Raw genomic sequence first — 26,533 nt, 5'->3', positions numbered from 1 at the left:
GAAACATTCGAGCGCCCTATGCTTCGGGCCGCGGTGAGACGGAGAGAGGGGTCGGGCCCGGACGCACCGGGTGGGTTTCCCTCCAATCCAGGTTTCATTTCGTTTCATCCGTGCTGAAGGAGGCCGCGGTGGGGCAGGAGCAACGCGAAACGGGGAGCGCCGCTGCTCTGGGGCAGTCATCCGTGGCGGGCGACCTCGTGGACACGCGTCGCTTCCAGCGCGCCGGGTCGCTCCTGCGAGAGGCGCTCTTCGAATTGGACGCGGCGGGCCGCCTCGTCCTGGCGACCCCCGCCTGGGAGCGCCTGGTCGGAGCTCCCGTGCACGCGTGGCTGGGCCGCGTACTCGTGGAGCTGTTCCACCCGGAGGACCGGGACCAGGCGCGGGTGCTGCTGCGCACGGCGCTGTCGCGCACGGACGTGCCCTCGCGGCTGGAGCTGCGGCTGTCTGGCGGCACGCAGCCGCGCTGGGTGGAGTTGTCCGTGACGGGCGACCCGGAGCACCTGGGCGGTGTGCTGGGCACGCTGGTGGACGTCACCCCGCGCCGTCTGGCGGAGGAGGCCGCCGCCACGCGCGAGCGCTACCTGGGCGCGATGGTGGAGGTGCAGCGGCAGCTGCTCGCGCCAGAGGGCTCCGGGGATTTCTACAACGCCGTCCTGGAGCCGCTGGGCCGCGTCGCGGGCGCCAGCCGCGCCTACGTCTTCGAGTTCCACCGCGACGCCTCCGGACGGATGCTCCAGTCCCAGCGCGCGGAGTGGTGCGCGCCCGGCATCTCGCGCGAACTGGACAACCCGGACACGCAAGCGTGGCCCATCGACCAGGCCTTCACGCTGCACCAACTGGAGCAGCTCCACCGGGGCGAGGCCGTGCAGGGCTCGCCGGAGGACTTCGGCGCGGACAACGCGCCGGTGCTCCTGGCGCAGGGCATCCGTTCGCTGTTGGTGCTGCCCCTGGTGGTGCACGGCGAATCGTTCGGCTTCATCGGCTTCGACAACTGCGACGACGCGCGGCCCTGGTCGCACGTGGAGGTGAAGCTGTTGTCCGGCGCGGCCGGCGCGCTGTCACTGGCGCTGGAGCAGCACACCACGGACGCGCTGCGCGTGCGCACGGAGACGGCGCTGCGCCGCACGGAGGCCGGCTTCCACCTGCTCATCGAAGGGTTCCCCGACCCCGTGGTGGTGCACACCACGGACGGCATGCTCCTGTCGGTGAACCCGGCCATGGCCAACTACCTGGGCTACCAGGACCCCGCGCAGCTGTTGGGCCGGCACCTGCTGGGCCTGGTGCGGCGCGAGGACCAGGAGGTCGCGCGCCGCCACCTGGAGGAGGCGCAGGACGGGGCGCTGGCCGCCCGCTCGCACGAGGTGCCGCTGGTGCGCCGGGACGGGCGGGTGGTGAGCGCGGACCTGGTGACGCTGGGCGTGCTCTTCGACGGCGTGCCCGCGCGCGTGACGGTGGCGCGCGACTTCACCGAGCGCAAGCACATGCAGGCGCAGCTCATGCTGGGGGACCGGCTGGCCTCCATGGGCATGCTGGCCGCGGGCATCGCGCACGAGCTGAACAACCCGCTGTCCTACGTGCTCTCCAACCTGGAGTTCCTGCACCGCGCGCTGGGCCCCATGCCCCGGCCCCTGGGCGCCGAGGAGCTGCTGGAGTACCAGCAGGTGCTGGACGACGCGCGCGAGGGCTCCGAGCGGATGCGGCAAATCGTCCGCCAGCTCAAGGTCTTCTCCCGCGTGGACGACGCGCACGAGGAGTCGGTGGACCTGCACCGCGTGCTGGACTCCGTCGCGCAGATGGCGGCCAGTGAAATCCGGCCGCGCGCCCGCCTGGTGAAGCAGTACGGCGTCGTGCCGACGGTGCGCGCCAACGAGGGCAAGCTGTTCCAGGTGTTCCTCAACCTGGTCATCAACGCCGCGCACGCGATCCCGGAAGGCTTCACGGACGAGCACGAGATCCGGCTCATCAGCCGCGTGGACGACGACGGCCGGGTGGTGGTGGAGGTGCGCGACACGGGCCGGGGCATCGCGCCGGAGCTGCTGCGCCGCATCTTCGACCCCTTCTTCACCACCAAGGCGCCGGGCCAGGGCACCGGCCTGGGCCTGTCCATCTGCGACACCATCGTGCGCGCGCTGGGCGGCACCATCGCCGCGGAGTCCACGCAGGGCCACGGCGCCACCTTCCGCGTCACCCTGCACGTCGCCGCGCGGCCCACACTCGGGGCCTGACCAGCCCGCATTCCGCGTCCATGCGGCGGAGCGGGCCGCCCGTCCGCTGCCGCGAAATGGACTGAATCCGCCGCGCTCCCGTGTTCGAGTGTGGAGCGTCGGACGGCCTGCCCTCGCGTGCGCTCCCCTCCAGGGGACGACAGCGACACGCTGGGACCCGCCGCCGCCGGGGGCCTTCCCTTCCGGAGGCCGTGGAGGATGTCATGCGCACGCTGAACGCCCGCCTCGCTCCCGTGCTCGGGTTGCTGCTGGGCTGCGTGCTGTCGCTGGGGCCGGGCGCTTCCCCGCGGCTGTCCACGGCGAGCGCGCAGGCGGGAACGCCGCGGGCTCCGGCTCCAGTGGACGCTCCGACGCAGGCTCCGGCGGACGCGTGCGCGGGCTCGGCGAACTTCCTCATCGGCGCGGCGCGCTCGGACATCACCGGCCCCGCGGCGGAGGTGGGGATGATGGGCTACGGGCAGGTGGCCCAGAAGACGGAGGGCATCCACCTGCGGCTGTACTCGCGGGCGTTCGTCATCGCCTCGCCGTGCAACGGCCGCCGCGTGGCCTTCGTCAGCGCGGACCTGGGCATGGTGTTCCAGGCGGTGAAGCAGCAGGTGGTGGAGCGGCTGCGCTCGAAGCTGGGCGACACGTTCTCCGACGACAACGTGCTGCTCAGCGCCACGCACACGCACTCCGGGCCGGGCGGCTTCAGCCACTACACGTTCTACAACCTGACCACCTTCGGCTTCGTGCCCCAGAACTTCGAGGCCATCGTCTCCGGCATCACGGACTCCATCCTCCGCGCCAACGCACGCCTGGCCGAGGGCTCGCTGCGGTTGTCCTCGGGCGACCTGCACGGCGCCAGCATCAACCGCTCACCGGAGGCCTACCTGCGCAACCCGGAGTCCGAGCGCGCCCGCTATCCCGACAACGTGGACAACCGCATGACGCTGCTCCGGATGACGGCAGCGGATGGGCGCGAGCTGGGGCTCGTCAACTGGTTCGCCGTGCACGCAACGTCCTTCGGCAACACGAACACGTACATCACTGGCGACAACAAGGGGCTCGCGGCGCACACGTTCGAGGTGGAGAAGGGAGGACGGACGCCCGGAGGCCCGGACACCTTCGTCGCGGCGTTCGCGAACTCGAATGAAGGCGACGTCACGCCCAACATCCTGGGCGGCACGAACGGCGGCGGCGCGAACGACTTCGAGGACGCGGCCCTGTCCGCGAAGAAGCAATACGACTTCGCCGAGCACCTGTGGTCCACCGCCGGGATGCCGGTGATGGGCGGCGTGGACTACCGGCACGCCTACGTGAAGATGGACGCGGTGGACGTCGCGCCCGCGTTCACGGACGGCAGAACGCACCGCACCTGTCCCGCGGCCATCGGCCTGTCCATGCTGGCGGGCGCGGAGGACGGGCCCGGCTTCGGTTCGGAAGGGGCCACGTGCGAGAACGTGCATGACGTGTGGAGCCAGTTCACCTGCGCCGCCGTCACCACGCCCTGCCAGGGAGAGAAGCCCATCGTCCTGGAGATGGGCACCATGAAGCCCTACCCGTGGACCCCGGAGGTGCTGCCCCTGCAGGTGGTGACGGTGGGCCCTCTGGCGCTGGTGGCCGTGCCCTTCGAGGTGACCACCATGGCGGGCCGCCGGCTGCGCGACACAGTGCGCGCGCAGCTCCAGGGTACGGGCGTGACGGACGTGGTCATCGCGGGACCGGCCAACGACTATTCGGGCTACGTGGCCACGCGCGAGGAGTACGCGCGCCAGGACTACGAGGGCGCGTCCACGCACTTCGGCCCGTGGACGCTGGCGGCGCTGCAACAGTCCTTCACGGGGCTCGCGAGCGCGTTGCGCGAAGGGGCGTCCGTGCCGCCCGGTCCCACGCCGCGCGACCTGCGCAAGGTGGTGGTGGGGCTGCAGCCCGGCGTGGTGTTCGACGACAAGCTGCTCTGGGTGGACTTCGGCGCCGTCTCGGAGGAGGCGAAGGCTTCCTACGCGCGTGGCGACACGGCGAGCGTCACCTTCTGGGGCGGCCATCCGCGCAATGACCTGAAGCTGGGCGGCACCTTCCTGCGCGTGCAGCGGCGGGAGCCGGACGGCACGTGGCGGGACGTGGCGAACGACGGGGACGGCGTCGCGCTGTACCATTGGCAGCGCGAGTTCTGCGTGCCCACGCTCGCGTGCTCGAAGGTGCGAATCACGTGGCCCATTCCCCGGGACACGCAGCCGGGCACGTACCGGCTGGTGCACGAGGGGAACTGGAAGTCCGGCTGGGACGGGCGCATCCACCCGTACGCGGGAAGCTCGCGCCCGTTCACCGTGCGCTAGCGCGAGTCAGTCGCAGGAGCCGTCCGGGTTGCAGCGCTTGTCGCACTTCTTGCAGGCCTCGCCGCCCTTGCCGCACTGGTTCTTGTTGGGCGCGGGGATGCAGCTGTTGCCTTCGCAGCAGCCGGCGCAGGTGGACGGGTCGCACTTGCAGAAGCCGTTGATGCATGCGAGCCCCGGACCGCACGCATTGCCGAGGCCGCAGACGCACTTGCCTCCGTTGCAGCGGCTGGCGTTGAGGTCACAGGACGGGCCAGTGCCGCAGCCGCAGGTGCCGCGGTTGGTGCAGGTGTCGGCGCGGTCCGAGTCGCAGATTTCGCAGGCGACGCCGCCCACGCCGCAGGTGCGGAAGGTGCGGGACGTGCACACGCCTTCGCGGCAGCAGCCGTCCGGGCAGTCCACGCAGAAGGTGCCGCCGTTGGAGGCGGTCAGCCGCACGGTGACCTCCACCTCGTAGCCGTCGCGCACGGTGGCGGTGGCCTCGCCGGTGGCGACCGTCGCGTCGTCGCGCAGGCCGTCCACGCGGATGGTGGCCTGGGTGCCGTTGGCCGCGCCGTCCAGGAGGACGCGGAACGTCTCACCGTTCACGAGCGCGCGGCTGGAGTCCTCGGGCAGCAGCGTGGTGGGCACGGAGGCGCCGTCCGCGGTGGCGGAGATGCGCAGCCGGGTGAGGTTCAGGGCGGGCTCGAACTGGGCGGTGACGAAGAGCGCGGTGCCGGCCGCGGCGGCGGGGTCGCGGCAGGCGGTCAGGGACACCAGCGCGAGCAGGCCGCTGCACAGGAGGAGCCGGGCGAGTGTCCGGCCGGGGGTTGCTCCCACAGAAGTCATGATGACGCGGAGGGTAGCGGTTCCCCGCCGCGACGTGGAAAGCATGGCGGGGGCGGGCCCGGCGGCGTTGGGCAGCGGACGCTCACGTCCGGTGTGTCACCGGCCGTGCTTCTCGCGTGGCACCCGGGGCGGGAAGGCCGCAGCATGAGGGAGCGCGCGACACCCGAGGGAGGCGGCAACGGCATGGTGGTCATCGTCATGGGCGTTTCAGGCACCGGGAAGTCCACGGTGGGCCGGGCGCTCGCGGACCGGCTGGGGTGGACGTTCGTGGACGCGGACGACCTGCACTCGGTGGAGAACCGCCGGAAGATGGCCGCGGGCACGCCGCTGACGGACGTGGACCGGCAGCCGTGGCTGGAGCTCCTGCGCGCGAGGATGGAGAAGGCGCTGGATGCGGACGAGGACCTGGTGCTGGCGTTCTCCGGCCTCAAGGCCTTCTACCGCGCGAGGCTCACCGTGGACTCCGCGCGAGAGCGCTGGGTGTACCTGCACGCGTCCGCGTCCCTCATCCGCGAGCGGATCCAGAAGCGCCTGGGCCACTTCATGCCGGCGTCGCTGCTCGACAGCCAGCTGGAGACCCTGGAGGTCCCCGACGACGCGTTCACCGTGGACGTGACGCCGCCGCCCGAAGGCATCGTCGACCGCATCGTGGCGGGGCTGGCGTTGAAGCCCGGGGCGTAGGGCTTTCTCAGCGCACGGGCTCGACGGTGGCGCCCAGGCGCTCCAGCAACTCGCGGTACCAGGCGAAGGCGCGCTCGGTGTGGCCCTTCAGCTCCTTCGTGCCCCACAGCAGCGTGAGCGTGCGGCGCGTGGTGGCGTCCGTCTTGGTGCGCTGGGCGTCCTTCACCGCGTTGGCGCACGGGCCCTGCGCGTCGAAGAGGCACAGCAGGCCCTCCAGGTCGATGGCCTGCCCGGAGGCGTTGAAGACGTAGCGGTCGCCCTGGATGGCGGTGGAGACGCGGAACGGGGCCTGGGCCCGGTCCAGGTCCACGACGCTGATGGGCAGGCCGCTGTGCAGGGACACGGCGTTGCAGGCGTCCACCGCGGCGTTGATGGTGCCCAGGGTGCCATCGCCGGAGGCTCGCACCAGGTACTCGGACGCGGGCTTGCCCCGGCCCGTGGGCTTGTAGCCGCCGTGGCGGAGCAGGTCGCGCACGGCGCCCCGGACGGCGTCGTCACTCTGGACGGGGGCGGTGGCGCCGGGCTTCAGCAGGGCCTGCAGCCAGTCGGGCGCGGGCAGGTCCCCCAGGGGAGCGGGAAAAGTGGAGGTGAAGGCGATGAGGTCGAGGAGGGGATGGTTGTCGACGGTCAGCACGGCGGCACTCTACGCCACGCGCTGGTAGGGTAGGGATGGCTGCTGTTCCCTTCGTCCTCCCCTGGAGCCTCGCCATGCCCACGCTCATCCCGAAGCCCATCCGCGTGACGGCCGTGGGCAACAAGCCGAAGCTCATCGACGAGTACGTGGGCCGGGTGAACTCCAAGACGTCCAACATCAGCGTGGCCCACATGCGCAGCCCCGGCGGGTGGGAGGAGCCGGGCCAGACGCCCGAGTTCCGTGAAATCACCCTGGTGCTCGCGGGCACGCTGCGGGTGGAGCACAAGGGCGGGGTGATGGACGTCCACGCCGGCCAGACGGTGGTGTGCGAGCCCGGCGAGTGGGTCCGCTACAGCACCCCCGAGGAGGACGGCGCGGAGTACGTGGCCATCTGCACCCCGGCGTTCTCCCCGGGCACGGTGCACCGGGACGACTGAGGCCCGCGTTCCAAGCCGGGCGGAATCCCGGGCGGGGGCCTGCCTGCCCGGCCGCGTGGATGGACCTGGGGCCGTTGGGGGTTCGGAACCATCCCTCCGGCGGGCGGCTCGTGGCATAAGGGCGCGCCGCCTGATTCCCCGGGCCTTTTCGGTACGCACATGATCCGTCTCGACAACATCGGCAAGCAACACGGTCAGCAGATCCTCTTCATCGAGGCGTCGGCCGCTCTCCACAAGGGCGAGAAGGTGGGCCTGGTGGGCCCGAACGGCGCGGGTAAGACGACGCTGTTCCGGATGATGACCGGCCAGGAGTACCCGGACGAAGGACAGGTCTCCATCGACCGCGGCGTCACCATTGGCTACTTCAGCCAGGACGTCGGTGAGATGAACGGCCGCAGCGCGGTGTCCGAGGTCATGGACGGCGCGGGCCCGGTGAGCACCGTCGCGGCGGAGATGAAGCACCTGGAAGCCGCCATGGGTGACCCGGACCAGGCGGACAACATGGAGAAGCTCGTCGAGCGCTACGGCGTCGTGCAGGGCCGGTTCGAGGAACTGGGCGGGTACGCGCTGGAGGGCCGCGCGCGGGAAATCCTCGCGGGCCTGGGCTTCAGCGAAGAGATGATGGACGGCGACGTGGGCAAGCTGTCGGGCGGCTGGAAGATGCGCGTGGCGCTCTCCCGCATCCTGCTGATGCGGCCAGACGCGATGTTCCTGGACGAGCCCTCCAACCACCTGGACCTGGAATCGCTCATCTGGCTGGAGGGTTTCCTCAAGGGGTACGAGGGCGGCCTGCTGATGACGTCGCACGATCGCGAGTTCATGAACCGCATCGTGACGAAGGTGGTGGAGATCGACGGCGGTTCGCTGACGACGTACTCGGGCAACTACGACTTCTACGAAGGCCAGCGCGCGCAGAACGAGGCGCAGCAGCAGGCGCAGTACGAGCGTCAGCAGGCGATGCTCGCGAAGGAGATCAAGTTCATCGAGCGGTTCAAGGCCCGCGCGTCGCACGCGGCGCAGGTGCAGAGCCGGGTGAAGAAGCTGGAGAAGATTGAAAAGGTGGAGCCGCCGAAGCGCCGCTCCACGGTGCTCTTCGAGTTCCAGCCGCCGCCGCGTTCAGGTGACGACGTGGTGAACCTGAAGAACGTGAGCAAGGGCTACGGCAAGCGGACCATCTACGACGGCCTGGACTTCCTGGTGCGCCGCGCGGAGCGCTGGTGTGTGATGGGCGTGAACGGCGCGGGCAAGTCCACGTTGCTGAAGCTGGTGACGGGCTCGACGCAGCCGGATGAAGGCACGGTGGCGTTGGGTGGCAGCGTGAAGATGGGCTACTTCGCGCAGCACGCCATGGACCTGTTGGACGGAGAGAAGACGGTCTTCGAGCAGCTGTCGGATTCGTTCCCCAGGGCGGGGCAGGGCTCGCTGAGGGCGCTGGCCGGCTGCTTCGGGTTCAGCGGCGACGAGGTGGAGAAGAAGTGCCGGGTGTTGTCGGGTGGAGAGAAGGCGCGTCTGGTGATGGCGCAGATGCTCTACGACCCGCCGAACTTCCTGGTGCTGGACGAGCCCACGAACCACCTGGACATGGGCACGAAGGAGATGCTGATCACGGCGCTCTCGCGCTACGAGGGCACGATGTTGTTCGTGTCCCACGACCGGCACTTCCTGGGAGCGCTGTCCAACCGCGTGCTGGAGCTGACGCCGGACGGCATCCACAAGTACGGCGGCGGCTACACGGAGTACGTCGCGCGCACGGGCCAGGAAGCCCCGGGTCTGCGCAGCTGACGTATCAGTCGCCCAGAGCGTGGGAGCGCTCTGGGCGTCTTTGCTTCAATGGAAGCCGTCTCGGATGTCGAACTTCTCTTGGGGAGAGAAGGACTTGATCGCCATCAGGAGCATCCAGCCGGATTGGTGGAGGTGGGAGCACCAAGAACGGAAACGGCCTCATCGTGGAGGGCCTTGAACGCCGTTGCGCAGCGCGCTTCCCGGCGGAAGACCGAGATCCCGAAGTTCTCAAGTTGCTCGTCGGGGGAGAACCCGTAGGTCACCTTCCCCGGGTATCCGCCCAGTGTGGCGCCTTGTCCGAGGGCTTCCGCTTCGGCGCGTGTCATGCCATGGCGGAGTCGAGCAAACAGGGGGAGGGGAGAGGCTTGCGACGCATCCGGTAACGATGCGTCCGGTGTGGCTGGGCTCGCCGAACTCATCCGATGCCTGGTCAAAAAAATCCTGTGGCTCCAGCCAGGAGAAGCCAGGATGTCTTATGGGTTGGCATTGAAATCTCATCCATGAGGGATGCCTTCAGGGCCTGTGGTTCTTGTTCGGGCTACTTCAGGACTTCCCGCTGGATCCTGTCCACAATGGAGAGGTGCTCCTTCTCCAGGTACTCGATTCCGGCACGCTCAAACTTGGGGCGCGCAAGTCGAACGGCCTCGCGTATCGCGTCCAGTAACCAACGGACATCAGGTGTATGGACTTGTTCCTCTGGAACGGCAATCTGAAGCATGAGCGTTCGTTCCTTGCGCGAGAATTTTGCCGTGCGGACTCCCGTGAACTCTGGCTTGAGGAGAGAGCCGGGCACATGGAAGACGATGTCCAATGCTCCGGAATCGCTCTTTTCTATCGGGCCTCGCGCCTTCCCGATCAGACGGATCGCCTTTTCAATGGGGGCGTCGGCGAGTTCAGGACCGCCAAAGACGGCGCCAATGTACATCATGGGAGTCCCTTGCCTGCCCAGGGCTCATGGTTGAGTGGTCCGGGATCGAGTTCCACCATGTCACGTTCGATGTCGAGCATCAGTCGTCACCGGTTCCTGAGCTTCAAGGGCGGCTGCCGGAGGCCATGAACGCATGTGCTGAAATCAATCCTCTATATGTTCCCAGTCCGCAGCGTCCACCGAGAACTCAAATTTTGCCTGACTTATGGCCTCTTCAAGGTTTTGGTGCCATGTGTCACCGAGTGGTTCCCCGTTGACTCCCTGGCGGAACAAGTAGAGGGCGCCTTCTTCGATTGCGATTTCAATCGAAGCAACGGGTTTGCCCATTGATTTTACTGTTTTTGATTTGATGATCGCTCTGAGTTTCATGGGGATAGTGGGATGTGGTCGTTCTCAATGACTTTGCCAAAGGAGTTCAGCGCTTCGAAATGCCCATGCGGGTACGGTGTTCTCCCGCGGCCGCTCAAGTCACCGTCGGTCATCCGGACTTGCCGTAGCCCGTCTGCGGATCTGTAAACTCCTGGTGCGATGTGGCGGTAATTGGGGCCCAACCATTCTTCAGCCGCGCCTAGGAAATCGTCTGGATCGATAGGGCCGGAGTAACTACCAATGTCTCCGTATCCTTCAGTAGATGCGCTGGAGCAGGCTGGGCCAGTGCTTGTTGTGTCATTCCCAAAGTGGTTCCAGAGGAAGGCCTGGATGGGAGCCTCCAGGAAGTTCTCATTGAGCCAGGTGCCCGCGAGCCATCCGCCTGAGAAGGCGATTCCTGCTCCCGCGACCCAGTTGAGGGAGACTCCCGCCGCGACCGTCACGACGGGCGTGGGGCCCGCGAAACGACCGCTCGGGTCAATCAGGTTGACTGGATCGTTACCCACGTAGGCGTAGAGGTTGGAGTCCCCGCCCGCGAATCGGATGGGATCCTTGGCCGTCCAGCGCCCCGTTTCGGCGTCGTAGTCCCTCGCCCCGAAGCGGGTCAGCTTCGTGTCCCGGTCATGGAGGCCCCCCGCGAAGCCGAAGGGCTGGAAGCCGGGGTTCGAATCCGCGACGACATTGCCCCAGACGTCGTACTCCATGCGCTGCACCACCGCCCCGTTCCGGGTGTCGACGACGAGGCGCGGGCTTCCCAGCGGGTCCGCGAGGATGCGGTAGGTGATGCCTCCCTTGAACATGAAGTCGGGCGCATGGCCCCGCGTGGCATGGACGAAGCGGCTGACGACGTTCCCCGCGCCATCGAGCTCCGCGATGACCCGCCGCCCCTCGTAGAGGAAGCCCTGGATGAGCGTGCCATCCACCTTCTTGCCGACACGCCTCGACGCGGCGTCGAGCAAGTACTCGAGCTGCGTGCCGTCAGGGAGCGCGACATGGACCAGCCCGCCCAGTGCGTCATACGCGTACTGGGTGGTGCGTGTTCCCTCCGTGCGTGTCTGGAGGTCCCCGCCAGGGCCGTAGCTGTAGGTCCTGTTCCCAAAGGTCAGGAGCCGGTCCTGGGCGTCATGGGTGGCCGTCTGCAGCTCGCCCCGGAGGACGGAGGTGCGGTTGCCATTGGCGTCGTAGGTGTTCTCCTCCAGGAGGGCACCGTCGCGGGTGACGGACGCCAGCCGTCCCGCCTCGTCATGGGTGAAGACGTCCGTATGGACGGTGGTCCCCTCGGTTTCAGTTCGCCGGACGATGCGGCCCAGCACGTCGCGTTCCAATTGGTAGGACAACAGCGGGACGTCCCCGGAAGCGGCGGACCAGGACTCCAACTCCCCGTAGGCGTTGGAGGTTTCAACGGTGGAGATCGAGCCGAGATGTGTCCGCGCGAGGAGCCCATTGTCGTCGCGCCGTGACAGCGTCAGCGCTCCCGCCGAGACGAGCAGTCCGTCCAGGTCATAGGCATACGCCACGGGCGTCCCGCCATTGACGGACGACGTCGCGATCCGGAAGTCCGTGTCGTGGCTGTACTGGAGCGACCCTGCCACGGCTCCCTTCCAGGAAACGCCGGTCACCAGTGGACCGTCGTGGCTGAATTCGAGCCCCACTCCTGAGGTGCTCGCGAGCGAGCGGAGACGCCCTGCTCCGTCATAGCCAGTCGTGACGCGCGTGCCCGGGATGTCCAGGGTGACGAGTCGCCCCGCGGCGTCGTAGGCGAATGACACGGCGCCGCCCGGCTGTCGGAACTCGGTGAGCGCATCATCCAGGTCGTAGGTGTAGCCAGACGCGAAGGCGCTCCCTCCAGGAGGCGCATAGGACGACAGTGCCTCCGTGGCCGTATACCGGAAGCCGTGTGAGGGCCGTCCGGGGGGCGTCATCGAGGCGGGCGCGTCCCCCGTCTCATAGGTGAATCCCGTGACACGGTTTCCAGGAAGGGTGCTGGAGGTGAGGCGACCGGCCTCGTCCCGCGTGAAGACGGTGGCGCGGTCCAGCCCATCCGTCACGGAGCGCAAGGCGCCGTCCGCTCCATACGCGAAGGTCCTCCGCCGGCTCCCCTGGACGACGGACCCGGGGCGGCCCTCTGTGTCGTAGGTGAACGCCACCGGAAGCAGGCCCGGCGCCTCCGCCTGCTGGAGGCGTCCCTGCGCGTCCAGCGTGAGGACAGACACCTTGCCCATGGGGCTGGTGGAGAGGAGACGTCTTCCAGCGGCCTCGTAGCGCAGGGTGGTGGTCCGGCCATTCACCGTCACCGTGTCCGTCTGCGTCCCCACGTCCAGCAGCGTGCCCTGGGGCAGGAGCGTCACCTCTCGCTGGTGACTGGATGTGGAGCTCGACCCGCTCGGCAGCTTCACGGTGCGCGACGCCACGAGCGGCGACTGCATGCCCAGGCGGGGCTCCGGCGTCTCCACCACCGTGGTGACCGTGCCATCCGGTGCGGTGGAGACCGTGGTGCCATTCGGTAAACGCAGCGTCGTCCACGCCGTCCCATCCGCCGCGGTGGTGATGCGCCGCTGGACGCCTGACTCCAGGTCTTCCAACTGGTACTTCCGGGCGCGCCCCATCGCGGTGGAGAGCGTCACCGTGTAGCCGGTATCCCCCTGCGCCCGTGTGAGGGCCTTGAATCCTCCCGAGGGGTTGGAGTCCTTCGTCAGCCAGCCCTCCGGGCTGTATTCGAACAGGTGCATCCCGCCGCGTTCGTCTCGCAGGGATGAGAGCAGTCCGCCCTCCTGGTAGGTCAGGGTCACGCTCTCCCTGCCTGGCCGGGCGAGGGAGGCGAGCAATCCATCGGGCCCTACCTTCAACACGGTGCGCTGGCCGTGGGGCGCCAGGATGGCGGTGGGTGTCCCTGCCGCGTCCCGTTCAATCCGGGTGATGCGGCCATGGCCGTCCATGATGGACACCAGCCGTGCGTTCTCGTCGTAGGAGAAGCGATGGCGGACCGCGAGCGTCCAGGCCTCCAGGGTGCAGAGGTGCCGCCCCTGCCAGCCAAAGCCATACAGCTCGCTGCCGTCGGGGGAGGGCACGAGGTCATCGACCTGGCCACAGGGTGTCTCCAGAGTCCCTGCCGGATACTGGGGCGGCGCGGGCGCGGTGACGACCGGTGCCGCTGGCCCCCCTCCGGCGAAGACAAAGAGGTTGCCGTCCAAGGAGACCCTGCGGACGACGAACTGGGACGCGTCCCCCACAAGGAGGCTGCCATCGAGGGCCACGGCGAGCCCCTTGGGCGCTGTCAGACTGGCGAGGGGTCCTTCCTTGGAAGGATCTCCTCCGCATCCGCCGTTGTTGATGGCCCACGCGCTGCCATCCGGGAGGAGGCGGTGCAGAAGGCATCGGTGAGAAGACGACGTGTAGAGGCTGCCGTCAGGGCCGAGGGCAAGGCCCCAGAGTGAGCCTCGCGGGGACTCCTCGTACAGCTTCTGCCCGCGGGACCTGCTGCCGATGCGCAGCTCCTCCTCGTCCAGTGAGGAGAGCAGCGTGAACAGTCTGCCCTCCGTATCCACCTGTCGCAGACGGCGGTTGCCCGAGTCCACGAAGGAGATGACGCCTTCATGGCTCACGACCAGTGCACGCGGTGTGTCCAGGTCCGCCGTGATCGCGAGCCCGCCTTCCCTCGATGCCCCACGGGTACCCGCGCCCGCCACCGTGGAGATGATGCCGTCTGGCGTGGCGCGACGGATGCGGTGGTTGCCGGTATCCGCGAGGTAGAGGCTGCCGTCCGGTCCCACCGCGACGCCCGCGGGAGCATTCAGGTTCGCCAGGGGCGCGCGCCCCCCGTCTCCACCGTCCGCCGCGAGCCCCGTGCCCACCACAGTGGAGATGCGTCCGTCTGGAGTGACCTGGCGGATGCGGTGGTTGCCCGTGTCCGCGATGTAGAGGATTCCCTCCGGCCCCACGGCCACCGCCTCGGGAGAATCCAGGCTGGCGAGGAGCGCCCTGCCGCCATCTCCCGCCGCGCCCTTCACCCCGTTGCCCGCCACCGTGGAGATGACCCCATTGGGCTTCACCTGCCGGATGCGGTGGTTACCCGTGTCCGCGATGTAGACCGTTCCATCCGCCGCGACGGCAACGCCCTGGGGCGCGGCGAGACGCGCCTGCTTCGCCGGGCCATGGTCTCCACTGAAGGTCGGCGTCGCGGTGGTCAGCACCCTGGGCGTCCGTCCCAGGGGCTCCCGCCCGGGAAGGGTTCCTCCCTGGCCCAGGTAGAGGGTGCTCCGCCACGGGTCGTAGACATGATGCGTGTCGAGGCTCCAGCCTCCCAGTTGGCTGAAGTCCGGCAGGGACACCACCGTGGCGGTGTGGAACTGCCACAGCGTCGTGCCCCGGCCGTCAGGGCCCTCGAACTGAGTACTTCGATCTCCATACCGGGCCCAGGCCTGGTACTGATCATCCGGGCTCGCGTAGTAGCTCAACCCGTAGACGTAGCCGATTCGGATGTGGACGGTCTGTTCTCCCCACACCTGCCGGCCGAAAGCATCCAGGCCATCCCAGACGAAGCGATAGCTCTGGTGCGGACGCGGAGGGAAGGTTCGGGCGAAGTCCTGTCCCGCGACGTTCACGATGAGGACGATGTTCTTCAGGCTCGCGGGGACGTGGCCTCCGCTCAGCGGGATCCGGAGGGCCCGGTTCGCGGTGCGGGCGGCGGCCCGGTCACTGCGGTAGTGAAGTTGGAAGGGCGTCCCGGGGATGGACAGGACCTCTCCCAACGTCTGGTTCTGGCATTCGATGATGCTGCCGCTTTCACAGTCGGGCTGGGCCTCCGGTGTCTCAGCCCGTGGCTCGGGTTGCTGGGGCTCTTGCGCATCCGGTGGAGGCCCAAAAGGCCAGTTGTAGTCATACGGCGTGAAGTGCGTGATGGGCACCCGCCACAGGCTCTTGCCCACTGCATACAAGGCGGCCAGGCGTGCACGCTCCGCATCGGTGAAGCCCAAGGCGGTCAATTGCTCGCGGTCGTCAGGCGCGCCATCTCCATCCGCATCCACTTGAGCGAGCCCGTCGCGTTCCCCCACGAGCGCGATGACCCGCCCATTGTCCGAGGTGCGCCAGTGGCCCTGTTGCCGGTCGTAGTAGCCGGAGGGCACGACGAGACCCGCTGGAAACGCGAGGAAGTTGTCCACGTATCCCTGGACCGGCGGGCTGAAGCGCACCTCGGTGGCGCCTGCCTCCAGCGCTTCGTCCACGCTCAGCTCCACGGCGTAGGTGTAGCCGCTGGTGGCTGGCAGCATGCCGAGCATGGCCGCGGGGCCCTCGGGGCCCACGGTGTACTCGGTCGCGCGTACGTGAAACGGTCCGGTCAGGGGAACACGGGTCCCGTCGCGCAGGAGCATCTCCGCCTGGGTTCCGGGCGCGAACACCAGGGTGGCCTGGCGGCTGCCGGCGCTGTCCTCCACCACGCTGCCCCGCGCGACCTGGAGCTCCGTGGCTCCCGGTGTGATGGCCGTGACGCTGGAGTCCAAGGCGGTCAACACCACCTCTGGAAGGGGAACGAATTCGCGCCACGGGACATCCACCTGTCGCTGGACGGGGAGGAACCCTGGCTTCTCCACTTCGAGCGTGAGTGCCCCACCGCCATTCACTGCGAGCGAGTACTCACCTTGGGCATTCGTGAGCGTATGACCCAGTTCGGGGTGGGCAAGGACACCCATGCGAGCATCCACGATGGGCTGTCCATTCCTGCCCATCACCTTCCCGCGAATGACGCCAATCCTGCGCGTATCCAAGGCACCTTCGGCCACGCCCACCTGCACCGGGTTCGGGCCTTTGTAGAGAAACTCGATGGAGGCGCCGAAGTCGGTGGGGATGGTGCGGTCGATGGCCGGGGGAGCCTGCACCCCGCCTCCATCCATGCCTGCGTCCACTCCGCCACACGTGGCGGAAATGCAGACCTCGTCAGGGGGAGAGGGAGCATCCTGTCCGGGGCATCCCCAGAGCCCCCCTGCCAACAACAGCAGGAAGCCATGCCAAGGCCATAGGACCAGCCTGGGCCGGGTTTGCTCTTGCATCCGTTCCCCCGAAAGACAGAGTCGGCCTATAGCCTGTCGGTCGTCAGCCAGGCAGGTCAACGAGGGGCTGGGATGGTTTGTTTGTCCTTACGGGACTACTTGGCCTGCCCGCGAGTCGCATCAGGCGCTGTCATGGTACGAGTGCACAACATTGTTGTGCCCCACGGCCGGCACTTCCTGGGCGCGCTGTCCAACCGCGTGCTGGAGTTGACGCCGGACGGCATCCACAAGTACGGCGGCGGCTACACGGAGTACGCCGCGCGCACGGGCCAGGAAGCCCCGGGGCTGCGCAGCTAGATGGCTCCTGCTGCCGCATGGCCACGCGGTAGTCGTCCCTAGCGCCGGCGCACTCGTTGTCGGTCAGCTTTCGATCTGCCTCGTCCAGGATGCTCATGGCTTGCCGCTCGCGAACGTGAGGATCCTGAAGGTATCGAGTCTGGGACCGAGCTCCATCATGAATCTCAGTGAAAGCCGTTTGTAATGTCGATCATCTTGTGAGGAGAGAAGGACTTGATCGCCATCAGGAGCATCCAGCCGGTTCCTCCGTCCGATGGGGCGATTTGTCTGCAGCAGATGCGAAGCACTGAGTCACTGAGGGTCCAGTCTTCGCACTGCTTTCCTCCCACCTCGCGGTTGGTGGAGGTGGGAGAGCCAAGAACGGAAACTGCCTCATCGTGGAGGGCCTTGAACGCCGTTGCGCAGCGCGCTTCCCTGCGAACGACCGAGGCCCCAAAGTTCTCAAGCTTTTCGTCAGAGGAAAACCAGTAGGTCACCCTCGCCGGGTACCCGCTCAATGTGAGGTTTTGTCCGAGCGCTTCCGCTTCGGCTCGTGTCATGCCATGGCGGAGTCGAGTCAATAGGGCAATGGATTGCATGGGCTGCGCTTGAGGGGAAGCGTTGAGTGACGCATCGGGTAATGATGCTTCTGGCGCGACCGGACTCGTCGAGTTCATCCAATGCACGGTCAAAAAACCTCCTGTGGCTCCAGCCAGGAGAAGCCAGGACGTCCTATGGGTTGGCATTGAAAACCTCGTCCAGGAAGGCCGTTGTCATGCTCTGGGCTTCCATTTCAACTTCAAGGAAGATAAGTCCTTCGAAAGATGTTTTATATGGATTTTGTGAAAACTGGGTGCTGTGCCACATCTCATGGAACAAGACTTCCTCGACGGAGTGCCCAGACCTGGGGGCGAGGCGAGTGTCGATGATGCTCACGAAGGCTTGAGGGGCGAGATATCGCTGGGTTCCGTCTGGCCGCGCGGAGCATACGTTTCCCATCCGGCGTGAATGGCCCGGAGTGCGATTCCCCTCACGATCTCGCATCTGGCTCCCTTGACTGAAGCTGAACTCATGCGGGCTGTTCTCCAGCGTGTCGACGGTGAACCGGCCCAGTTCCGTGGCCTTGATGTTGTTGAACGCGGACTGTAGCGCAGGGGCGATGGAGACGATGCGCCGTCCATCAGGATCGATGAACTGGTGGGGCTGGTTCGCGGCGTAGGCATAGAGGTTCGAATCTCCGCCTGCGAACCGGATGGGGTCCTTGGCCGTCCAGCGCCCCGTTTCGGCGTCGTAGTCCCGCGCCCCGAAGCGGGTCAGTCTCGTGTCCCGGTCGTAGAGGCCTCCCGCGAAGCCGAAGGGCTGGAAGCCGGGGTTCGAATCCGCGACGACGTTGCCCCAGACGTCGTACTCCATGCGCTGCACCACCGTCCCGTTCCGGGTGTCGACGACGAGGCGCGGGCTTCCCAGTGGGTCCGTGAGGATGCGGTAGGTGATCCCTCCCTTGAGCATGAAATCGGGCGCATGCCCCCGCGTGGCATGAACGAAGCGGCTGGCGACGTTTCCCGCGCCATCGAGCTCCGCGACGACCCGCCGCCCCTCGTAGAGAAAGCCCTGGATGAGCGTGCCATCCGCCTTCTTGCCGACCCGCCTCGACGCCGCGTCGAGCACGTATTCGAGTTGCGTGCCGTCCGGGAGTTCGACGTGCACCAGCGCACCCAGCGCGTCATACGCGTATTGGGTGGTGTGCGCTCCCTCCGTGCGCGTCTGAAGGTCCCCGTTGGCGCCGTAGCTATAGGTCTTGTCCCCCAAGGACAGCAGCCGGTCCTGGGCGTCATGGGTGGCTGTTTGCAACTCGTCTCGGAGGACGGAGATGCGGTTGCCATTGGCGTCGTAGGTGTTCGCCTCCAGCAGGACTCCGTCGCGGGTGACGGAGGCCAGCCGTCCGGCCTCGTCATGGGTGAAGACGTCCGTATGGACGGTGGTCCCCTCCGTCTCGGTCCGCTGGACGATGCTGCCCAACTCGTCGCGCTCCAGTTGGTAGGACAAGAGCGAGACGGCTCCAGAAGCGGCGGACCAGGACTCCTGCTCTCCGTAGGCATTGGATGCTTCAACGGTGGAAACCGAGCCGAGCCGTGTTCCCGAGAGCAGGCCGTTGTCGTCGCGCCGTGACAGCGTCAGCGCTCCCGCCGAGACGAGCAGTCCGTCCAGGTCATAGGCATACGCCACGGGCGACTCGCCATTGACGGCGGACGTCGCGACCCGGAAGTCCGCGTCATGGCCGTACTGGAGCGACCCTGTCACGGCGCCCTTCCAGGAAACGCCAGTCACCAGCGGACCGTCGTGGCTGAACTCGAGCCCCACCCCGGAGGTGCTCGCGAGCGAGCGGAGACGTCCTGCGCCGTCATAGCCAGTCGTGACCCGCGTGCCAGGGATGTCCAGGGTGGCGAGTCTCCCCGCGGCGTCGTAGGCGAAGGACACGGTGCCGCCCGGCTGTCGGAGCCCGGTGAGTGCGTCATCCAGGTCGTAGGTGTAGCCCGACGCGAAGGCGCTCCCGCCAGGAGGCTCATACGACGCCAGTGCCTCCGTGGCTGTGTATTGGAATGCGTGTGAGGGCCGCCCGGGTGGCGTCATCGAAGCGGGCGCGTCCCCCGTCTCATAGGTGAAACCCGTGACCCGGTTTCCCGGAAGCGTGCTGGAGGTGATGCGACCTGCCTCGTCCCGCGTGAGGACGCTGGCGCGGTCCAGCCCATCCACCACGGAGCGCAAGGCGCCGTCCGCTCCATACGTGAAGGCCCTTCGCCGGCTCCCCTGGACGACGGAACCGGGGCGGCCTCCCTCGTCGTAGGTGAACGCCACCGGAAGCAGGCCTGGCGCCTCGGCCTTGTGGAGGCGTCCCTGCGCGTCCAGCGTGAGGACCGACACCCTGCCCATGGGGCTGGTGGAGAGGAGCCTTCGTCCGGAGGCTTCATAGCGGACGGTGGTGGTCCGGCCATTCACCGTCACCGTGTCTGTCTGTGTCCCCACGTCCAGCAGCGTGCCCTGGGGCAGGAGGGTCACCTCCCGCTGGTGCGTGGACATGGAGGTGAGCCCGCTCGGCAGCTTCACGGTGCGCGATGCCACGAGCGGCGACTGCATGCCCAGGCGGGGCTCCGGCGTCTCCACCACCGTGGTCACCATGCCATCCGGCGCGGTGTAGACCGTGGTGCCATTCGGTGAGCGCAGCGTCGTCCACGCCGTCCCATCCGCCGCGGTGGTGACGCGCCGCTGGACGCCTGACTCCAGGTCTTCCAGTTGGTATTTCCGGGTGCGCCCCAGCGCGGTGGAGAGCGCCACCGTGTAGCCGGTGTCTTCCTTCGTCCGTGTGAGCGCCTTGAATCCTCCCGAGGGCTGGGAGTCCTTCGTCAGCCAGCCTTCCGGGCCGTATTCGAACAGGTGCATCCCGCCGTGTTCGTCACATAGGGATGAGAGCAGCCCGCCCTCCTGGTAGGTCAGGGCCACGCGCTCCCTGCCTGGCCGGACGATGGAGGCGAGCAATCCATCGGGCCCTGTCTTCAACTCGGTGCGCTGGCCGTGTGGGGCCAGGATGGCCGTGGGTGCCCCTGCCGCGTCCCGTTCAATCCGGGTGATGAGGCCGGCCCCGTCCGTGACCGAAACCAACCGCGCGCTCTCGTCGTAGGAGAAGCGATACCTGACCGCGAGCGCCCAGGACTCCAGGGTGCAGAGGTGCCGCCCCTGCCAACCAAAGCCATACAGCTCGCTGCCGTCGGAGGAGGGCACGAGGTCATCGACCTGGCCACAGGGCGTCTCCAGGGTCCCCACTGGATATTGGGGCGGCGCGGGGGCGGTGACGACCGGTGCCGCCGGTCCCCCTCCGGCGAAGACAAAGAGAGCGCCGTCCAATGAGACCCTGCGGATGACGAACTGGGACGCGTCCGCCACGAGGAGGCTGCCATCAAGGGCCACGGCGAGCCCCCTGGGCGCGGTGAGGCTCGCGGAGGGGCCTTCGTCCGAGGGCGCGCCTCCGCATCCGCCGCTGTTGATGGCCCATGCGCTTCCATCCGGGAAGAGGCGGTGCAGGAGACATCGATGCGAGGATGACGTGTAGAGGCTGCCGTCAGGGCCGAGGGCAAGGCCCCAAAGCCAGCCTCGCGGCGATTCGTCGTACAGCTTCTGCCCGCGTGTCCTGCCGGTGCGCAGTTCCTCCTCGTCCGGTGAAGTGAGCAGCGTGAAGAGCCTGCCCTCCGTATCGACACGGCGCAGGCGGCGGTTGCCTGAGTCCACGAAAGAGAGGACGCCTTCGGGGCCCACGACCAGTGCACGAGGTGTATCCAGTTTCGCCGCGACAGCGAGTCCGCCTTCTCCCGCATTGCCACGAGCACCCGTGCCCGCCACCGTGGAGATGATGCCGTCTGGCGTGACGCGACGGATGCGGTGGTTGCCGGTATCCGCGAGGTAGATGCTGCCGTCCGGTCCTACTGCGGCGCCTGCGGGAGCATTCAGGTTCGCCAGGGTCGCGCGCCCCCCGTCTCCGCCGTCCGCCGCGAGTCCCGTGCCCGCCACCGTGGAGATGAGTCCGTCTGACGTGACGCGACGGATGCGGTGGTTGCCCGTGTCCGCGATGTACAGCGCTCCGTCTAGCCCCACGGCCACCGCCTCGGGAGAGGCCAGACTGGCGATGAGCGCCCTGCCACCATCTCCCGTCGCGCCCTTCACCCCGTTGCCCGCCGCCGTGGCGATGACCCCATTGGGCCGCACCTGCCGGATGCGGTGGTTGCCCGTATCCGCGATGTAGACCGTTCCGTCCGCCGCGACGGCGATCCCCTGGGGCGCCGCGAGGCGCGCCTGCTTCGCCGGGCCGTGGTCTCCACTGAAGGTGGGCGTCGCGGTGGTCAGCACCCGGGGCGTCTTGCCCAGGGATTCCCGCCCGGGAAGGGCGCCTCCCTGGCCCAGATAGAGGGTGCTCCGCCACGGGTCGTAGGCATGATGCGCGTCGAGGCTCCAGCCTCCCAGTTGGCTGAAGTCCGGCAGGGACACCACCGTGGCGGTGTGGAACTGCCACAGCGTCGTGTCCCGGCCGTCAGAGCCCTCGAACCGGGTGCTTCGCTCTCCATACCGGGCCCAGGCCTGGTACTGATCATCCGGGCTCGCGTAGTAGCTCAACCCGTAGACGTAGCCGATCCGGATGCGGGCGGTCTGTTCCCCCCAGACCTGCCGGCCAAAAGCATCCAGACCATCCCATACGAAGCGATAGCTCTGGTTCGGACGCGCGGGGAAGGTTCGAGCGAAGGCCTGTCCCGCGACGTTCACGATGAGGACGATGTTCTTCAGGCTTGCGGGAACGTGACCTCCGCTCAGCGGAATCCGGAGGGCCCGGTTTGCGGTGCGGGCGGCGGCCCGGTCGCTGCGGTAGTGAAGCTGGAACGGCGTCCCCGGAATGGCCAGGATCTCTCCTAACGTCTGGTTCTGGCATTCGATGATGCTTCCGCTTTCACAGTCGGGCTGGGCCTCCGGTGTCTCAGTTCGTGGCTCGGGTTGCTGGGGTTCTTGCGCATCCGGTGGAGGCCCAAAAGGCCAGTTGAAGTCATACGGCGTGAAGTGCGTGATGGGCACCCGCCACAGGCTCTTGCCCACGGCATACAAGGCGGCCAGGCGCGCACGTTCCGCATCGGTGAAGCCCAGGGCCGTCAGTTGCTCTCGGTCGTCAGGTGCTCCGTCCCCGTCCGCATCCACTTGAGCGAGTCCCTCGCGTTCTCCAACGAGCGCGATGACCCGCCCATTCTCCGAGGCGCGCCAGCGCCCCTGCTGCCGGTCGTAGTAGCCGGAGGGCACGACGAGACCCGGTGGAAAGGCCAGGAAGTTGTCCACGTATCCCTGGACGGGTGGGCTGAAGCGCACCTCGGTGGCGCCTGCCTGCAGCGCTTCGTCGACACTCAGTTCCACGGCGTAGGTGTAGCCACTGGTGGCGGGCAGCATGCCGGGCATGGCGGCGGGGCCTTCGCTCCCGACGGTGTACTCGGTCGCGCGCACGTGAAATGGACCTGTCAGGGGAACACGGGTCCCGTCGCGCAGGAACATCGCCGCCTGGGTTCCGGGCGCGAACAGCAGGGTGGCTCGGCGGCTGCCAGCGCTGTCCTCCACCACGCTGCCTTGTGCGACCTGGAGCTCCGCGGTTCCTGGCGTGATGGCTGTGACGTTGGAGTCCAAGGCGGTCAAGACCACCTCTGGGAGCGGAATGAATTCGCGCCACGGAGCATTCACCTGTCGTTGGACGGGCAGGAACCCTGGCTTCTCCACGTCGATCGTGAGTGCCCCTCCGCCATTTACCGCGAGCGAGTACTCACCCTGGGCATTCGTGAGCGTGTGGCCCAACTCGGGGTGGGCGAGAACATCGATGCGAGCAGCCACGATGGGCTGCCCAGTCCTTCCCAACACCTTCCCGCGGATGACGGCAACCCGGCGTGGCTCCAGGGCCCCCTCGGCCACGTCCACCTGTATCGGGTTCGGACCCCTGTAGAGAAACTCGATGGAGGCGCCGAAGTCCGTCGGGACGGTGGGGTCGATGGCCGAGGGCGCCGGCACTCCGCCTCCATCCATGCCGGCATCGCCTGAGAGGCCGCCATCCGATCCGCCGCACATGGAGGAGAGGCAGGACTCGTCGGGATGAGAGGGAACATCCTGTCCGGAGCATCCCCATAGCCCCCCTCCCAACAACAGCAGGAGGCCATGCCATGGCCATGGAACTGGCCTGGATAGAGATTGCTTTTGCATCCATCCCCCGAAAGACAAAGTCGGCCCATAGCCTGCCGGTCGTCAGCCAGGTAGGGCAATGAGGGGATGGGATGGGTTGTATGTCCTTGCGGAGTGGCTCAACCTGCCCGCCAGTCGCACCGGGCCCCGTTCCTTCCGGGCCCCGACACTTTCGGCTCTCGCCGCACGGAAAAGCGAAGGCCTCCTGCCAGTCGGAGTGCCAGGAAATGAGAGACGAGCTGCTTCAGCGGCTACCCGGAGTACGTCGCGCGCACGGGCCAGGAAGCCCCGGGCCTGCGCAGCGGAGAAGTCCCAGGGGCCCCGCGAGCACGGGGCCCCACCGGGCTACTCGAACAGCTTGCTCGCGAGCCGGGCCAGTCGCTGCGCCTTGCCCCGGTACGGCGGGAAGAAGAGGTTCGTGAAGGCCGTGCGGCCCTGCCGCACCACCGCGCGCTCGTGGCTGAAGGCCTTGAAGCCCGCTTCTCCGTGGTACGCGCCCAGCCCGCTCTGCCCCACGCCTCCGAAGGGCAGGTGCGGGTTCACGTTGTGCAACACCACGTTGTTCACCACCGTGCCGCCCGCGCTCGTCTCCTTCAGCAGGCGCTCCACCGTGGCCTCTTCATTGCTGAAGACATACATGGCCAGCGGCTTGCCGCCCGCGCGCACCTGCGTCACCACTTCATCCAGTGACTCGAAGCGCAGCACCGGCAACAGCGGCCCGAAGATCTCCTCGTCCATCACCGCCGACTCCGGCGTCACGTCCGCCAGCACTGTCGGCGCGATGTAGCGCGTCTCCGCGTGCACGCCGCCGCCCGCCACCACCCGCGCTCCTCCCGCCACGGACTCATCCAGCAGTCGGCACACGCGCTTGAACGCGCCGTCATCCACCATCCGGCAGAAGTCCGGCGTCGCGCGCCGTGCCTCCTCTGTCTTCCCGTAGAAGCGCTCCAGCGCGGCCTTCATCCCGGAGAGCAGCGCCTCTTCCTTCGACGCGTGCACCCAGACGTGGTCCGGCGCGATGCACGTCTGCCCCGCGTTCAGGAACTTCCCCCACACAATCCGCTCCGCCGCCGCGTCCACGTCCGCTGACGCATCCACGATGACCGGCGACTTCCCACCCAACTCCAGCGTCACTCCCGACAGGTGCCGCGCCGCCGCCTCCATCACCCGCCGGCCCACGCGCGGCCCGCCCGTGAAGAAGAAGTGGTCGAACGGCAGCCGCAACAACGCCTCGCCCACCTCCGCGCCGCCCTCCACCAGCGCCACCTCGTCCTGCGGAAACACGTCCCGCAGCAGCTGCGCCAGGAAGCGCGCCGTGCCCGGCGTCTTCTCGCTCGGCTTGCACAGCACCGCGTTGCCCGCCGCCACCGCCGCCACCAGCGGCGACACCAGCAGGTGGAACGGGTAGTTCCACGGCGCCAGGACGAGCACCACGCCCTTGGGCTCCGGATGAACCTCGCTCTTCGTGCCCGCGAGCAGCAGCGGCGCCCCCACCTTGCGCGGCTTCATCCACGCCTTCAGGTGCTTCTGCACGTGCGCCAGCTCCAGCAGCACGGGGAGGATTTCCGTCGCCTCCACCTCCGCGGGCGGCTTGCGGAAGTCCTCGTGCAGCGCGTCCGCCAGCTCCTCACGCCGCTCCAGGAGCAGCGCCTTGAGCTTCTCCAGCCGCGCGAGGCGCTCCTTGGGCCCTGTCTTCGCCAGCTCCCAGCGGCGCGCCTGGAGGCGGTCGAACACCGCCTGCAGGTCTCCCGGGACCAGGGCCTCCTCCACTGACACCACGCGCATGCCGGTTCCTCTCTCCCTCCCCAGGACCTACTCCAGCATCCGGGTCGCCTTGGAAGCCCATTCCTGGGTCTTTCCCCGATACGGCGGGAAGAACACCGCGGCCAGCGACTTCATCCACTGAACCATCACCGCCCGCTCGTGGCTGAACGTCTTGAAGCCGTAGTGCCCGTGGTAGTTCCCCAACCCGCTCATCCCCACCCCGCCAAACGGCAGGTTCGGGTTCGCCACGTGGATGAGCACGTTGTTCACCACCACCCCGCCGGACGTCGTGTGCTGGAGCACCTCCTCCACCCTCTTCGAGTCCTGCGAGAACACGTACAGCGCCAGCGGCTTCCCACCTTCGTTGATGTGCGCGTAGACCTCCTCGCGCCGCTCGTACGTCAGCACCGGCAACACCGGCCCGAAGATCTCCGCCTCCATGATGGGCATCTTCGTCGTCACCCCGGACAACACCGTGGGTGCCACGTACCGCGACGGCCCGTCCGCCGTACCGCCCGCTTCCACCTTCGCCCCCGCGGCGACCGTGCGGTCGAGCACTTCCTTGATCCGCCTCCACGCCGCCGGGTCCACCACCCGCGCGAAGTCCGGGCTCGCCTGACGCTCGGCCTCCGTCGCGCCGTAGAAGCGCGTCAGCACCGCCTTGAACGCCTCCAGGAACTCCTGCTGCTTCGATGCCGGCACGTAGATGTAGTCCGGCGCCACGCACGTCTGGCCCGCGTTGACGAACTTGCCCCACGCCAGCGCCTCCGCCGCCGCCTTCAGGTTCGCCGACTCGTCGATGATGACCGGCGACTTGCCGCCCAATTCCAGCGTCACGCTGGACAGGAACTTCGTCGCCGCCGCCATCACCTTGCGGCCGATGTTCGGGTTGCCCGTGAAGAAGAAGTGGTCGAACGGCTGCTGGAGCAGCACTTCCGCCACCTCCGCGCCGCCCTCGAACACCGCCACCTCGTTCTCCGGATAGATGTCTCGCACCAGCTTCGCCAGGAAGCGCGACGTGTGCGGCGTCTTCTCGCTGGGCTTGAGCATCACCGCGTTGCCCGCGGCGATGGCCGCGATGAGCGGCGCCGCCAGCAACTGGAACGGGTAGTTCCACGGCGACAAGATGACCACCACGCCCTTCGCCTCGAAGCGCACGTGGCTGGACGCGCCCTTGAGCGTCAGCGGCGTCGCCACCCGCTTGGGCTTCATCCACGACTTCAGGTGCTTCACCGTGTGGTTCAGCTCCTCCAGCGTCGGGTGGATCTCCGTCAGCTCCACCTCCATCGCAGGCTTGCGGAAGTCCTGGTGGATGGCCTCCGCCAGCTGCTCGCGCCGCGCGATGATGGCCTCGCGCAGCTTGCGCAGCCTCGCGATGCGCTCCGCGGGAGTGCTGCGCGACAGGTTCCAGCGGTTCGCGCGCTGCGACTCGAACACCGCGCGGATGCGGTCCACTTCAACCGTGGCCTGGGGGAGGAGGGACGCGACGGCTTCCAGCATGAC

At 67.8% G+C, this 26,533-nt stretch carries 15 protein-coding genes; 6 read left to right on the top strand and 9 right to left on the bottom strand.

Features of this window, described 5'->3' with window-relative positions; all coding sequences use genetic code 11:
* Positions 1–182 precede the first annotated feature (182 nt).
* Both D7Y11_RS04350 and D7Y11_RS04345 read left to right on the top strand, forming a co-directional pair.
* On the top strand, positions 183–2,225 hold the full coding sequence (locus tag D7Y11_RS04350) for an ATP-binding protein (protein ID WP_233607194.1): 2,043 nt from the start codon (positions 183–185) through the stop codon (positions 2,223–2,225).
* Between the two features lie 203 nt (positions 2,226–2,428).
* The gene (locus tag D7Y11_RS04345) at positions 2,429–4,543 is read left to right on the top strand and encodes a neutral/alkaline ceramidase (protein ID WP_126933091.1); all 2,115 of its coding nucleotides are present in this window, start codon (positions 2,429–2,431) and stop codon (positions 4,541–4,543) included.
* Between the two features lie 6 nt (positions 4,544–4,549).
* On the opposite strand, the gene D7Y11_RS04340 is transcribed toward D7Y11_RS04345, so the two are convergent.
* Complete coding sequence (locus tag D7Y11_RS04340) at positions 4,550–5,368, bottom strand: cadherin-like beta sandwich domain-containing protein (RefSeq protein ID WP_126933090.1); 819 nt, start codon at positions 5,366–5,368, stop codon at positions 4,550–4,552.
* A 183-nt stretch (positions 5,369–5,551) separates the two neighbouring features.
* Here D7Y11_RS04340 and D7Y11_RS04335 point away from each other — a divergent pair, with 183 nt between their 5' ends.
* On the top strand, positions 5,552–6,049 hold the full coding sequence (locus D7Y11_RS04335; RefSeq protein ID WP_126933099.1) for a gluconokinase: 498 nt from the start codon (positions 5,552–5,554) through the stop codon (positions 6,047–6,049).
* 7 nt (positions 6,050–6,056) lie between these two features.
* On the opposite strand, the gene D7Y11_RS04330 is transcribed toward D7Y11_RS04335, so the two are convergent.
* A complete protein-coding gene (locus D7Y11_RS04330; RefSeq protein WP_126933089.1) occupies positions 6,057–6,683 on the bottom strand; it encodes a phenylalanine--tRNA ligase beta subunit-related protein in 627 nt (208 codons plus the stop codon).
* A gap of 74 nt (positions 6,684–6,757) precedes the next feature.
* Between D7Y11_RS04330 and D7Y11_RS04325 the strand changes: the two genes are divergently transcribed.
* Together D7Y11_RS04325 and D7Y11_RS04320 are read left to right on the top strand one after the other, a co-directional pair.
* Positions 6,758–7,120, top strand: a complete 363-nt coding sequence (locus D7Y11_RS04325) for a cupin domain-containing protein (RefSeq protein ID WP_120574709.1) — start codon at positions 6,758–6,760, stop codon at positions 7,118–7,120.
* A 159-nt stretch (positions 7,121–7,279) separates the two neighbouring features.
* The gene (locus D7Y11_RS04320; RefSeq protein ID WP_120574708.1) at positions 7,280–8,902 is read left to right on the top strand and encodes an ABC-F family ATP-binding cassette domain-containing protein; all 1,623 of its coding nucleotides are present in this window, start codon (positions 7,280–7,282) and stop codon (positions 8,900–8,902) included.
* Between the two features lie 538 nt (positions 8,903–9,440).
* On the opposite strand, the gene D7Y11_RS04315 is transcribed toward D7Y11_RS04320, so the two are convergent.
* From D7Y11_RS04315 to D7Y11_RS04305, 3 genes are all read right to left on the bottom strand, one after another.
* Positions 9,441–9,830 (bottom strand): hypothetical protein, encoded by a 390-nt coding sequence (locus D7Y11_RS04315; RefSeq protein WP_120574707.1) that lies wholly within the window; start codon positions 9,828–9,830, stop codon positions 9,441–9,443.
* Between the two features lie 144 nt (positions 9,831–9,974).
* Positions 9,975–10,199: a hypothetical protein gene (locus tag D7Y11_RS04310; protein ID WP_126933088.1), complete on the bottom strand. Its 225-nt coding sequence runs from the start codon at positions 10,197–10,199 to the stop codon at positions 9,975–9,977.
* The gene (locus D7Y11_RS04305; RefSeq protein WP_126933087.1) at positions 10,196–16,087 is read right to left on the bottom strand and encodes an RHS repeat-associated core domain-containing protein; all 5,892 of its coding nucleotides are present in this window, start codon (positions 16,085–16,087) and stop codon (positions 10,196–10,198) included. The genes D7Y11_RS04310 and D7Y11_RS04305 overlap by 4 nt, the downstream gene beginning before the upstream one ends.
* Positions 16,088–16,384: 297 nt before the next feature.
* Here D7Y11_RS04305 and D7Y11_RS43160 point away from each other — a divergent pair, with 297 nt between their 5' ends.
* Positions 16,385–16,540, top strand: coding sequence for a hypothetical protein (locus D7Y11_RS43160; RefSeq protein ID WP_158624285.1), 156 nt, complete (start codon positions 16,385–16,387; stop codon positions 16,538–16,540).
* 164 nt (positions 16,541–16,704) lie between these two features.
* On the opposite strand, the gene D7Y11_RS04300 is transcribed toward D7Y11_RS43160, so the two are convergent.
* From D7Y11_RS04300 to D7Y11_RS04285, 4 genes are all read right to left on the bottom strand, one after another.
* Entirely contained in the window at positions 16,705–17,205 is a 501-nt protein-coding gene (locus tag D7Y11_RS04300; protein WP_126933086.1) for a hypothetical protein, read from the bottom strand.
* A 46-nt stretch (positions 17,206–17,251) separates the two neighbouring features.
* The gene (locus tag D7Y11_RS04295; RefSeq protein WP_158641887.1) at positions 17,252–23,113 is read right to left on the bottom strand and encodes an RHS repeat-associated core domain-containing protein; all 5,862 of its coding nucleotides are present in this window, start codon (positions 23,111–23,113) and stop codon (positions 17,252–17,254) included.
* 498 nt (positions 23,114–23,611) lie between these two features.
* Positions 23,612–25,051, bottom strand: coding sequence for an aldehyde dehydrogenase family protein (locus tag D7Y11_RS04290; RefSeq protein WP_126933084.1), 1,440 nt, complete (start codon positions 25,049–25,051; stop codon positions 23,612–23,614).
* A 27-nt stretch (positions 25,052–25,078) separates the two neighbouring features.
* Positions 25,079–26,530 (bottom strand): aldehyde dehydrogenase family protein, encoded by a 1,452-nt coding sequence (locus tag D7Y11_RS04285; protein WP_120574703.1) that lies wholly within the window; start codon positions 26,528–26,530, stop codon positions 25,079–25,081.
* Positions 26,531–26,533 lie beyond the last annotated feature (3 nt).

The organism is Corallococcus sp. AB018, from assembly GCF_003986945.1.
Taxonomy (GTDB): Bacteria; Myxococcota; Myxococcia; order Myxococcales; family Myxococcaceae; genus Corallococcus; species Corallococcus exiguus.
The sequence above is the reverse complement of the archived record's forward strand: the minus strand, read 5'-3'. Positions and strand labels throughout refer to the sequence as shown.